Raw genomic sequence first — 13,167 nt, 5'->3', positions numbered from 1 at the left:
ATTAAAACACCCTTCTTTAACTCTTAAAATACTAATGGGAAAAAACTATGAAACAACCAATAACATCTATTTATCGTTTGGAAGACTACCAACCAACTCCTTACGCTATCCCTAAAACACACCTTTCCTTCCAATTGGCACCAACAAAAACCTATGTTACAGCCATATTGTTTATTGAGCCCCGTCACGATACAGAAGAATTAACACCTCTCGTTCTTTCTGGTGATGATCTTACTTTAATTTCCGTTTCTATTAATGATGAGATATTAGCCCCAAGCACTTATAAAGTGACGCCTTCACGTTTAGAAATTCCAACGCCACCAACGGCTCCTTTTACATTGAAATTGGTTACGGAACTAAATCCTGAAAGCAACCGCCAACTTATGGGGCTCTATCTTTCAAATGGTGTTTATTGCTCACAATGCGAATCAGAAGGTTTTCGTCGTATTACTTATTTTTACGACCGTCCAGATGTTCTTTCTACCTATAGAGTGAAAATTGAAGCAGATACCCAAACAATCCCAATCTTGCTTTCAAATGGTAATCTGGTGGAAACAGGAACTTTAGAGAATAATCGCCATTTTGCCATTTGGGAAGATCCTTATCCCAAACCATCTTATCTCTTTGCTTTAGTAGGTGGAGATCTTGATAAGTTAGAAGACCATTTTACAACTATATCTGGACGACGTATCGAGCTTGGTATCTATGTAGAAAAAGGAAAAACCAAACGCGCAACCTATGCAATGGATGCTCTTAAACGTTCTATGCGTTGGGATGAACAATGTTTTGGGCGCGAATATGATCTTGATGTTTTCAATATTGTTGCTGTTTCCGACTTTAATATGGGAGCAATGGAAAATAAGGGACTCAATATTTTTAATGATAAATATGTTCTTGCAGATCCTGAAACAGCAACCGATCAAGATTATAGAAATGTTGAACGTGTCATTGCACATGAATATTTCCATAATTGGAGCGGTAATCGTGTTACCTGTCGCGATTGGTTTCAACTCTGTTTAAAAGAAGGATTCACTGTTTATCGTGATCAGGAATTTTCATCAGATCAAAATGTACGCAGCCTACAGCGAATTGAAAATGTAAAAGCATTAAAAGCAACGCAATTTGCAGAAGATGCAGGACCTCTTGCGCATCCTGTGCGTCCTCGTCAATATAGCCAAATTAATAATTTTTACACAACAACTGTTTATGAAAAAGGTGCTGAAGTTGTTCGCATGATACGGACTATTTTAGGTCCTACTCTTTTTCGTAAAGGCACTGATCTTTATTTTCAACGTCATGATGGACAAGCTTGTACAATTGAAGATTTTATTGCCTGTTTTGCTGAAGTGTCTGGTAAAGACTTCTCCCAATTCATGCTATGGTATGAACAGGCAGGAACACCCAATGTAGAAATCGATAGTCATTATAGCGATGGTGTTTTAACAATTCATACAAAGCAACATATTCCCGCAACTCCACAACAAAATACAAAAAAGCCCATGCTTATCCCTATCGTATTTGGCTTGTTAGGATCTAAAGGAGAAAACCTCACCTATGAAGCAGATACAGATATTCAATCAGATGTTATGCTTTTATCCAAGGAAAGCCAAACGTTTACATTAAAGGGACTGCGTGAAAAACCCGTTTTATCACTGCTGCAAGACTTTTCAGCACCAATCATTCTACACACGCCATTCAATGAAAGCGAACTTATTTTTCTTGCACAACATGATGACAATCACATCAATCGCTGGCAATCTCTTAATCATTTAATGACGCAAGCTTTGATTCAAAGCATTCAAGATAAAACACAAGAAAAAGCAACACTCCCTTCTGCTTTGCTAAAGCTGATTGAAACGATCATAACAGATGAAACCTTAGAGCCTGAATTTCGTGCCTTTTGTTTAAATTTACCTAGTGAAGTTGAGCTTGCTCATACAATCGGTAAAAATATTGACCCAGATCGTATTCATTGTGTCCGCAATCAGTTTTTAGTTTCACTTGCACAAACCCATCAAGAGCTCTTAACAAAATTCTATGAACAAATGCAAACCCAAGAGCCCTATTCACCAAACACTGCACAAGCTGGAAAGCGAGCATTAAAGAATATCATATTGGATTATCTTTCCATTGCTGAAGCCAATCCAAATCGTGCGGCGATACAATATGCAACAGCTAATAATATGACTGACCGTATGGCGAGTATCGCTATTCTCATGAAGCGTTTTAATGAGAGTGCGCAAGCACAAAATGCCTTAAATGATTTTGAAAACCGCTATCGGCATGACCCTTTGGTCATGGATAAATGGTTTTCTATTCAAGCAATGGTTGCTGGCACATCAACACTCGAGAATGTTCAAAAGCTTATGCAACATCCGCTGTTTTCACAAGATAATCCTAATCGTGTACGTTCCCTAATCGGTGTTTTTGCCTCTAACAATCTCACGGGCTTTAACAGGATGGATGGAGCGTCTTATCATTTTCTTTGCCAAGTCATTTTGGAAATTGACAAAAAAAATCCACAGCTTGCTTCACGATTATTAACAATGATGCGCTCTTGGCGACAATTAGAACCTATTCGACAAAAAAAACTTGAAACTGAATTAAAAATGATTGCTGCTGCGCCAAAACTCTCAAGCGACATCTCTGATATTATCAACCGTCTACTCACCTGAAACAAAAAATATTTTAAAAATAAATTCTACAAGTTACTTGATATTAAACCTATAAATAGACAATTTCAGCCTATTTATAGGTCATGTTTAAAGTGGATTTTTCCTTTTCATCTTCAAGTTCATAAAAGTAAAATTATTTTTTTAAAAAAAAGACTGGACAGAAGACTCCTGTTTTGATTCATTGCATTTTATGGGGTTACTATGAATATCGAAGCAGTTTTTAAATCACATTATTCCAGAATTAAAGGAACGAGAGATGGCTAAATTGGACGCATATAATGCGCCAACAAAGATATATGCTGATTCAAAATCGAGCGCTCAAAGTCATAAAATGCAGACAAAGCGCATTTATCTTCTTTCTGGCTCTGTCCATCAAAAGCTTCTCTTTATTGAACCTTGGTTACGACGCTCCCTGCCATTTGTTATTTTAGCATTTCTTATTATACTCGCAGCAATTCGTTTTCTATCAATCTATGATTGGCGTAGTACAATTGATAAAAGTACACATTCTACCATCATTCTTTTAGCCTCTCATCTTACCAGCACAATTGATCATGACTTATTAGCCATTTCTCAGAAAGAAAAAATCTTCACCCTTTCTCACAGTCATTTGCAAAATATCCTTACTACTTTACAGAATAAAAATCTCATTAATCCTAGCACTCTGATCGCCATCGTTGATCAAAAAGGCAATATCTTAGCTTCATCTAGTTCAGAGATCGCTTTAGGAAAACCTTTGCAAGATTTTATCTCTGACAGTATTGCTTTACAATCTCTTAGACAACACGTTGGAATTACGAAAATTACAATAGGCACAGATACCCCTGCTCTTGCTTCATTTCATCAAACAGAAAATGGGCAATATGGCGTATTCATTAGCGAAAAAATGCAAGCTAGCACTAGGGAATGGCGCAATTTTTTTTCGCTTAATATAATTCTATTCATCGGAACAAGTAGTATTATTCTTGCTCTTCTTTATGCTTATTATAATCAACTTTTACGGGCACGTAAGACAGATCTTATTTCAGAAAAAATTCAAAATCGTATTGATATGGCAATGATGCGTGGACGTTGTGGACTATGGGATTGGAATATGGCAAGTGGACGCGTCTATTGGTCACGAGCAATGTACGAAATGCTCGGCTATCTCCCTCAAGATGCATTGCTTTCAATTTCCCAAATTAGCGCCATTATCAATCCCAATGATACCAATTTTTTTGATCTTGCTAAAGAATTAATGGCAGGCAAAAAAAAGCATATTGATATCAATGTTCCTATGCGTCATGCTGATGGTCATTATGTATGGATGCGACTTCGCGCCGAAATTACTGAAGAAGAAGAACCTCATTTAGTTGGTATTTCTTTTGACATTAGTGAACAGCAACAATTAGCTGAACAAACAGCTCAAGCCGACCTTCGTATCCGTGATGCGATTGAAAACATTTCAGAATCTTTCGTCTTATGGGATGCTGAAGGACGTTTAGTTATGTCGAACAGCAAATTTTGCGAATATGCCGCTATTCCTAAACAAATTCTACAATCAGGTATCCAACGTGCAACCGTCGAAGCCATGGCTCGCCCTGCTATCAGTGAATATCCTCTTAAAGATGATGGCACTGGTAACTTAACAAGTATTCGCCAAACTGCAGATGGTTGTTGGCTTAAAATTAATGAACGACGAACCCAAGACGGAGGACTGGTTTGTATTGGTACTGACATTTCTGAACTTAAACAACAACAAGAAAGATTTGAAGACAGCGAAAGACGTCTTTTTTCTTTTATTCAAGAACTCAAACGCACGCGAGGAAGTGCTCAACAACGTGCAACAGAAGTTGAAAAACTTAATAAAAGTCTGAAAGCAGAAAAAGAACGCGCTGAAAGTGCTAATAAAGCTAAATCAGAATTTTTAGCTAATATGTCCCATGAATTGCGCACTCCACTAAATGCTATTCTCGGCTTTTCAGATATTATGTTGCAATCAACTTTTGGTCCTCTTGGTTCACAACGCTATAAAGAATATATGCATGATATTTATAATTCAGGAACCCATCTTTTAACTCTTATCAATGATATCCTCGATATGTCAAAAATCGAAGCTGGAAGATTTACGCTTGATTGTAAACATACCAATCTTGAGCCCATCATTAGTGAAGCAGTACGCATACTAACGCCTCAAGCTCAAGAAAAAAATATTGCTGTTACAACAAACATTACTCCAGAACTTCATGCTGAAGTTGATAGTCGTGCCATAAAACAAATTTTTCTTAATCTCATCTCTAATGCAGTTAAATTTACCCCTTCTGGCGGGAATATTGATGTCTGCGCTTTCAAGAAAAAAAATAACCTTATTTTTAAAATTACAGATACAGGTGTTGGTATTCCTCAATCAGCAATTAAAAAACTTGGTCAACCTTTTGAACAAGTTGAAAATCAATTTACTAAGTCTCATACGGGCTCAGGTCTTGGATTAGCCATTTCACGCTCTCTGTTAGAACTACACAAAGGGAAACTTGAAATTACTTCAAAAGAAATGAAAGGAACAATAGTAACGATTATAATGCCTATTACACAAAGTTAACTTTGTTTTTAATTTCTCCATCTTGTTCTCGTTGTAGCAAAACCTGTTTCCGTTTGGCTCCCCAACGATACCCTGAAATAAAACCATTTTTACACACAACACGATGACAAGGAATAATAACTGCTAATTCATTACGTGCACACGCATTAGCAACGGCACGAAAAGCATTTGGCAGACCAATACGGCATGCTAATCTCTCATATGAAATTGTTTCACCACATGCTATATTACATAATGCTGTCCATACTTGTTGTTGAAAAACTGTACCATTTATATCTAAGGAAAAATTATATCTTTTTATCAACTTAGGAGTTTCTATCATGGCTATAATATGAGAGACTTCTCGCTTAAAGATATTGTCGCCCACAACTTGTTGCGCCTCACCAAAACGTACCATGAACTCCTGCAATAATTGCTCTGTAGTATCTCCTAATGCTATGTGACAAATCCCTTTTTGAGACTTAGCCACCAAAAGCTTTCCTATTGATACATCTTTCAGACAGAATATTCTTGTTTGAGAAGTGTTCAGCATTTAAACTTTCTTTATACTTTAAAAATTTTTGAACATCGTACATAAATAAAAAGAGAGTATTTTACCCCTATTTTGTAACCAAACAAGATCATTTTAAACTATCTCTTTAGGCATTGTAATAAAACATACTCTTATCACCATTTTACAAAATGAGATCATACATAGATTAACTGTTTTCTCGCCAAAAGAACCAATACTTCAACCAGAGCCAAATATGCCCCCTTGCCCATTCATTTCATAAACTCTTTACCGACAAGTCCTAATGTGAAATTTCCATGCCCTATATCGCTGCTCTAAACAACAGTATTTTACGGAACAAAAAACTAGACTTCCTATTTTATTTGACGTCACTCCATCAAACCATAAATAATGGCTTATGCTTTATTCCCCACAACACGTTTGAAGATTCTAGTTTTCAGAGCACTATTATTTTTTATCAAATGTCATACTTTTGATACACTGATAAGATGGCTCAACTCAAAAAAGAAATTTATCTTCAATTCTATGAAAAAAAGCATGGAAAAAGTATTTTAATGCTTACTTTCTTTATCACTTAACTTATAAAATAACTGTAAACTAAAACCTTAAAGATTTTGCCTACCACAATCGCATACAGATATTTGTCATAGGAAAAAACCATGCCCAAACGCACAGATATAAAATCTATTCTTATTATCGGAGCAGGACCTATTATCATTGGTCAGGCATGTGAATTTGACTATTCAGGCACACAAGCCTGTAAAGCCTTGAAAGAAGAAGGTTACCGAATTATTTTAATAAACTCTAATCCTGCTACGATTATGACAGATCCAAATCTAGCTGATGCAACTTATATAGAGCCCATTACTCCTGAGATCGTTGCTAAAATTATTGCACATGAACGTCCCGATGCCCTTTTACCTACTATGGGAGGACAAACAGCTCTCAACACCGCTTTATCATTAAAACGTATGGGTATTTTAGACCGCTATAACGTTGAAATGATAGGAGCCAATGCCGATGCTATTGACAAAGCAGAAGACCGTGCTTTATTCCGCAAAGCAATGGCAAAAATCGGGTTGGAAACGCCACGCTCTCTGTTAGCCAATGCAACAGAACTGAAAGAAGAAAATCGCCGACAACATGCGAAAATGCGTGCTGAACTTAAAGCAAAACTTTCTGGTGCTGCACTTGACAAAGCACTCGAAGAACTTGAGAGCAACTGGCGACATACCGAAGCTGATCGAAAACAACATTATATCGCCCATGCAACAGCAAAAGCAGTTCAAGCTCTTGATGTTGTTAAGCTTCCAGCTATTATTCGCCCTTCATTCACCCTTGGTGGAACTGGTGGTGGAATTGCTTACAATCGTTCTGAGTTCTATGAAATTATTGAACGCGGACTTGAAGCTTCTCCTACAACAGAAGTATTGATTGAAGAAAGTGTTTTAGGATGGAAAGAGTATGAAATGGAAGTTGTTCGTGATAAGAACGACAACTGTATCATTGTTTGTTCTATTGAAAATATTGATCCAATGGGGATTCACACGGGTGATTCGATCACCGTAGCACCTGCTCTTACTTTAACCGATAAAGAATATCAATGTATGCGCAATGCTGCAATTGCTGTTTTGCGTGAAATTGGTGTCGAAACGGGAGGGGCCAATGTACAATTTGCTGTCAATCCTGAAAATGGACGCCTCATTGTTATTGAAATGAATCCGCGCGTTTCTCGCTCTTCAGCACTTGCCTCAAAAGCAACAGGTTTTCCCATTGCCAAAGTAGCAGCTAAATTAGCTGTTGGTTACACACTTGATGAATTAAAAAATGAAATCACAGGTGGTGCAACACCTGCATCATTTGAGCCTTCTATTGATTATATTGTGACAAAAATTCCTCGTTTTGCTTTCGAAAAATTTCCCGGTTCATCACCTATCCTCACAACCGCAATGAAATCTGTAGGAGAAGTTATGGCAATTGGACGCACTTTTCAAGAATCGTTGCAAAAAGCACTACGTGGACTTGAAACAGGGCTTACTGGCCTTGATGAAATTGCAATTCCTGAACATGCGGAAGGTGATGAAAAAAATTCTATACGCTCAGCAATTGCAATACCAAGCCCTGATCGTCTGCGCTACATTGCTCAAGCCATGCGTGCAGGCTTACCTTTAACTGAAATTCACCAAATCAGCAAAATTGATCCGTGGTTTTTGGAACAAATAGCCTCCATCATTGAAATGGAACAACGCATCTGCATCCATGGATTACCCCAAGACGCAGATAACTTGCGTCTGCTAAAAGCTATGGGCTTTTCAGATGCGCGATTAGCCACCCTTACCGGACAAGATCCCGATGACATTGCAGCTTTGCGCAAGTCCCTGAATGTTAAACACGTCTTTAAGCGGATTGACACTTGTGCTGCTGAATTTTCTTCTCCTACAGCCTATATGTATTCAACATATGAAGTTCCTTTTGCAGGTGTAGAACACTCGGAAGCATACGTTTCTAACCGTAAAAAAATTGCTATTTTAGGCGGTGGACCAAATCGCATTGGGCAAGGTATTGAATTTGATTATTGTTGCTGCCACGCTGCTTTTGCACTGCATGATGCAGGATTTGAAACTATTATGATTAATTGCAATCCTGAAACAGTTTCAACCGACTATGATATCTCTGATCGCCTTTACTTTGAATCTTTAACAACTGAAGATGTTATCGCTATTTTAGAAGAAGAACAAAAAAAGGGCGAACTAGTCGGAACCATCGTACAATTTGGTGGACAAACGCCATTAAAATTGGCAAACACTCTAGAAAAACACAATATCCCTATCCTAGGCACTTCACCTGACGCCATCGATTTAGCAGAAGATAGAAATCGCTTTCAGAAACTGCTATTTAAGCTTAACTTAACACAACCTCAAAATGGTATTGCCCACTCAATCGAACAAGCACGTCTCATTGCATCTAAACTAGGCTTCCCATTAGTTGTGCGTCCCTCTTATGTTTTAGGAGGACGTGCTATGCAAATTATTCGTGATGAACGTAGCTTACAAAATTATTTACTTGAGAGTGTCCCTGAATTAATTTCAGAAGATATCAAAGCCCGTTATCCCAACGACAAAATAGAACAAATCAATATATTACTTCATAAAAATCCGCTTCTCTTTGACACCTACCTAACAGAAGCAATTGAAGTAGATGTTGATTGTTTATCAGACGGAAAAGAAACACTAATTGTTGGCATTATGGAACATATCGAAGAAGCTGGTATCCATTCTGGTGATTCAGCATGTTCTTTACCAGTCCATACGCTCTCAAATAAAATAATCACTGAATTAGAGCGCCAAACCAAAGCATTAGCACAAGCACTTTATGTTCGCGGCTTAATAAATGTACAATATGCCATTAAAGATGGCACCATTTATGTCTTAGAAGTCAATCCCCGTGCTTCACGTACTGTTCCACTTGTTGCAAAAACGATAGGTCGCCCTATTGCTAAAATGGCTGCACGCATTATGGCAGGAGAAACACTTCACGATGCGCTTCAAGCTTATGGTGGCTTACCTTCTTCGCCGGGAAAACAACATATTGCCGTTAAGGAAGCAGTGTTTCCTTTTGCTCGTTTTTCAGGTGTTGATACACTTCTTGGTCCAGAAATGCGCTCTACTGGTGAGGTTATGGGTCTTGATTATGAATTTTCGCTTGCTTTTGCTAAAGCACAACTTGGAGCTGGTGTAAAACTTCCTAAGGAGGGAACTTTATTCGTTTCTGTAAGAGATGAAGACAAAAAACGCATCTTAAATTCTGTAAAACGTTTAACTGAGCTTGGCTTTTCTGTTGTCGCCACAAGTGGAACACAAAAATTTCTCATAGACCATCACATCGAAGCAAAAAAAATCAACAAAGTTTTGGAGGGGCACCCTCATATTGAAGATGCTATTCGTAATCGCCAAATTCAATTGATTTTTAATACAACCAGCACTGCCAGTGCCATCTCAGACTCCAAATCATTACGTTATGCAGCTCTCATGCAAAATGTCCCCTATTATACAACGATAGCTGGAGCTGAAGCCGTCGTAAAAGCAATTAAAGCACTCAAAAAAAAGCGCCTTGAAGTACGTTCACTACAAAGTTATTTCAATTGAATTTTTTCTATTCAGAAAAATATAGACTGTTTTCTGATTTTTTCTTTATATAAAAAATGATTAAGGCTTGCTTTTTGTGCTAAAAACTTTTATAAGGGCCTTGTCGAATTTTCGGTTACGTGACTTTCTTTCCTGTGCGGTCTGCACTTTTGGCGAAACTTCCCCACCTGATTTCGATCTATAACCGTATTGAAGAATAAAGGATTCAATACTCAATATAATTATATATTCTAAGGAGTTTCCTATGTCTACAGGAACAGTTAAGTGGTTTAATACAACAAAAGGTTTTGGATTCATTCAACCTAGTGATGGTAGTGCAGATGTATTTGTACATATTTCCGCCGTTGAACGTTCTGGTCTAAGCAGTCTTAATGAAGGGCAAAAAATTTCTTATGATGTTCTTCAAGATCGTCGTTCAGGAAAATTTGCCGCTGGCAACCTTGCAGCCCTTTAAAATTTAAATTCCGCAATATGTTATTTAAAAATCTTCGTCTGTAACGGCGAAGGTTTTTTTATTTTGTGTAAATCATAATTTACCTTGTAAAAACAACAGACTGCTTATTTCCTTTGCACAATTTATCACTCCCTATCTTTCTTCTAAAACTTTCATAAAATCTAAGAGGAAACTATATTGCACAAATGTCAAAAAAAACTGAGTAAAGGTATTTTAGAAGTTTTTTTATTGCATACAATATAATCTCTTATAGAATATCTTTAAAGCAAATAATCATTTGTCGATATAATATAAGGATTTAAAATTATGGCTTTTATTGCCAACAAGTTGTCTCGTATCAAACCTTCTGCAACAATTGCTGTCTCCCAAAAAGCTCGTCATTTAAAAGCACTCGGACGCAATGTCATTGCTTTAAGTGCTGGAGAACCAGATTTTGATACTCCAGATAACATCAAAAACGCAGCGATTGAAGCCATTCGAAGGGGAGAAACAAAATACCCACCCATATCGGGAATTCCAGAATTACGCCAAGCAATTTCTGCAAAATTTAAAAGAGAAAATAACCTTCTTTATCAACCAGAGCAAATTATTGTTGGCACTGGCGGAAAACAAATTCTCTTTAATGCATTTATGGCAACTTTGAATAAAGGAGATGAAGTCATTATCCCATCTCCTTACTGGGTTAGTTATCCAGAAATGGTCGCACTTAATGATGGTACACCTGTCTTTTTAGAAACAAAAGCGGAATTTTCTTATAAACTCCAACCACAAGAGCTCGAAGCTGCCATTACCTCCAAAACCAAATGGTTTATCTTTAACTCTCCTTCAAATCCATCAGGTGCTGCTTATACATATAATGAACTAAAAAAACTAACCAATGTTTTAGTAAAATATCCTCATGTATATATCCTCACCGATGATATATATGAACATCTTACGTATGAGGATTTTACCTTTGTTACTCCAGCTCAAGTAGAACCAGCGCTTTATGAGCGTACACTCACAATGAATGGTGTTTCAAAAGCCTATGCGATGACAGGTTGGAGGATCGGTTATGCAGGAGGCCCACAAGAACTAATTAAAGCTATGGATACCATTCAAGGTCAGCAAACATCCGGCACGAGTGTTATTTCACAATGGGCTGCTGTTGAAGCACTCAACGGGCCACAAGACTTTATCGCTAAAAATAAAAATATTTTTCAAGCACGCCGTGATCTTGTTGTTTCCATGCTAAACCAAGCTCCTGGCATCCACTGTCCAACGCCTGAAGGTGCTTTTTATGTTTATCCTTCTTGCACAGGACTTATTGGCAAAAAAACACCTAACGGCCAATGTATTAAAAATGATGAAGATTTTGTCATAGCGCTTCTTGAAACGGAATCTGTTGCTGTCGTCCAAGGATCTTCTTTTGGACTTGGATTAACTTTTCGTATCTCTTATGCAACATCAGAAAAGTTACTTGAAGAAGCTTGCTTTCGTATCCAGCGCTTTTGTAACAGTTTAATCTAAAAGTTTTAATATCATCGCTTGTGATCGTTTTTTATCTAATATCAGTACATCCGAGAAAATTCGGAAACCGTATCATGGACCGAGTCAATCGACTCAAAAAAAATAGCCATCAATAGACACAACATAAAAATAAAGGCCGCAGATAAAGATCAAATAAATTCAGCTACCAAAAAAATGCATCGCTTTATTCTCAGGCGAGATGAAAAACCTTTTTGGTTTTCTATACTGAAAACAAAAATTTTAATTTTACTAGAAAAAATCTGAATTTAAGAATTTTTTTGTTTACTCTCTTCATTAAACAAGCACGGAGAATTACACTATGTTGTTATAAACGTATGATAAAAACAGATTTTAGATGAGATTCAAATACTATACTTATATTCTATTTCAATTTATAGGAAAAAACATTCTCCCAGTGAATTGAATTAAAGCATAATCAATGTTTTTCCAAATACAAAAGATTTATAGAAAAGCGATATCTTTATATATAAAAAATTTACTTGTTTTTTACAGTTTTGAAACACTTGTATCATATGAAATATCAACCAAAACATCTCGAACAGAATTTATATCATATAAACATTTTCTCCAAAATTTTTTGAAATCTTTCATCCTCCTACGGAAATGAAATAATTGAAATTTCGCATTTCTTTATTTTCTCAAAATACAATACAAATCATATCGTATTTTATATCACGTAATAAATGATATAAGAGAAACCTTGATTTTGGACTTAAATTACCTCTTCTCGTAAGATTCCCTTATTTCAAATCTATTTATCTAAAACTAATCAAGATCATTTTCTTACACATCATATGCAAAATTGATGTGTGAACAAAAATATTCAAAAAAAGAGAAAAATACCCTCTCTCCTAAATAGAAGAACTACGTAACTATTGAAAGCTGACAAACAATGATAATATCTAACCTTGCTTCTTCAGAAATGTAAAAAACTGTGTACAATAAATCATATATTCTTCATGGATAACAGGTAATTTTATGTACAAATAAACTTACTGTATTTATACAGCTTTTTCACTGTGAGGGATACGTAAATAAAATTAAGGGAATGGGATTTTAAACATGCCTCTTAATTATTGCGAATCAATAGCTCTTTTGGGCGTGTTTTTTGCTCTACCTGCTGTCCAAAGAGTCTCAATTTATAAAAAATCAAAATCCTTAAAGATCTCTCGAACCATTTCACAATCAGCTCATTTCCCTTTTTCAAAGAGATATGCGTTCCTTGTTTAAACGTAAGTTGTTTTTTTCCTGTCGCTACAAGAAATGGCCTCGAG

At 36.6% G+C, this 13,167-nt stretch carries 7 protein-coding genes; 5 read left to right on the top strand and 2 right to left on the bottom strand.

What is annotated here, in order from left to right; genetic code table 11:
• Window positions 1-47 precede the first annotated feature (47 nt).
• Both pepN and GGR08_RS01480 read left to right on the top strand, forming a co-directional pair.
• On the top strand, window positions 48-2,675 hold the full coding sequence (pepN, locus tag GGR08_RS01485) for an aminopeptidase N (protein WP_183193652.1): 2,628 nt from the start codon (window positions 48-50) through the stop codon (window positions 2,673-2,675).
• Between the two features lie 256 nt (window positions 2,676-2,931).
• Window positions 2,932-5,253: a PAS domain-containing sensor histidine kinase gene (locus GGR08_RS01480; protein ID WP_183193651.1), complete on the top strand. Its 2,322-nt coding sequence runs from the start codon at window positions 2,932-2,934 to the stop codon at window positions 5,251-5,253.
• Here the strand turns inward: GGR08_RS01480 and GGR08_RS01475 are convergent.
• Window positions 5,240-5,785 carry a methylated-DNA--[protein]-cysteine S-methyltransferase gene (locus tag GGR08_RS01475; RefSeq protein ID WP_183193650.1) on the bottom strand — a complete coding sequence of 182 codons (546 nt, stop codon included), beginning with the start codon at window positions 5,783-5,785 and terminating at the stop codon, window positions 5,240-5,242. The two genes, GGR08_RS01480 and GGR08_RS01475, sit on opposite strands and share 14 nt — an antisense overlap.
• A gap of 638 nt (window positions 5,786-6,423) precedes the next feature.
• Here GGR08_RS01475 and carB point away from each other — a divergent pair.
• The 3 genes from carB (at window position 6,424) to GGR08_RS01460 (ending at window position 11,872) form a co-directional block, all read left to right on the top strand.
• The gene (carB, locus tag GGR08_RS01470) at window positions 6,424-9,909 is read left to right on the top strand and encodes a carbamoyl-phosphate synthase large subunit (protein ID WP_183193649.1); all 3,486 of its coding nucleotides are present in this window, start codon (window positions 6,424-6,426) and stop codon (window positions 9,907-9,909) included.
• A 244-nt stretch (window positions 9,910-10,153) separates the two neighbouring features.
• Window positions 10,154-10,363 carry a cold-shock protein gene (locus GGR08_RS01465; RefSeq protein ID WP_019221439.1) on the top strand — a complete coding sequence of 70 codons (210 nt, stop codon included), beginning with the start codon at window positions 10,154-10,156 and terminating at the stop codon, window positions 10,361-10,363.
• Window positions 10,364-10,669: 306 nt separating this feature from the next.
• The gene (locus GGR08_RS01460) at window positions 10,670-11,872 is read left to right on the top strand and encodes a pyridoxal phosphate-dependent aminotransferase (protein ID WP_183193648.1); all 1,203 of its coding nucleotides are present in this window, start codon (window positions 10,670-10,672) and stop codon (window positions 11,870-11,872) included.
• 1,090 nt (window positions 11,873-12,962) lie between these two features.
• Here GGR08_RS01460 and GGR08_RS08040 read toward each other — a convergent pair.
• Window positions 12,963-13,167 (bottom strand): hypothetical protein (locus tag GGR08_RS08040; RefSeq protein ID WP_210273929.1); only part of this gene is annotated, 205 nt, incomplete at its 5' end.

The sequence above is a fragment of the Bartonella fuyuanensis genome, assembly GCF_014197255.1.
Taxonomy (GTDB): domain Bacteria; phylum Pseudomonadota; class Alphaproteobacteria; order Rhizobiales; family Rhizobiaceae; genus Bartonella; species Bartonella fuyuanensis.
Note: the sequence above shows the minus strand (reverse complement) of the source record. Positions and strands in the feature narration are given on the sequence as shown.

Bases quoted from the DNA above. Each gene is read 5' to 3' on its own strand.
- pepN (WP_183193652.1), top strand. From the start codon at position 48: ATGAAACAACCAATAACATCTATTTATCGTTTGGAAGACTACCAACCA.
- carB (WP_183193649.1), top strand. From the start codon at position 6,424: ATGCCCAAACGCACAGATATAAAATCTATTCTTATTATCGGAGCAGGA.
- GGR08_RS01480 (WP_183193651.1), top strand. From the start codon at position 2,932: ATGGCTAAATTGGACGCATATAATGCGCCAACAAAGATATATGCTGAT.
- GGR08_RS01465 (WP_019221439.1), top strand. From the start codon at position 10,154: ATGTCTACAGGAACAGTTAAGTGGTTTAATACAACAAAAGGTTTTGGA.
- GGR08_RS01475 (WP_183193650.1), bottom strand. From the start codon at position 5,785: ATGCTGAACACTTCTCAAACAAGAATATTCTGTCTGAAAGATGTATCA.
- GGR08_RS01460 (WP_183193648.1), top strand. From the start codon at position 10,670: ATGGCTTTTATTGCCAACAAGTTGTCTCGTATCAAACCTTCTGCAACA.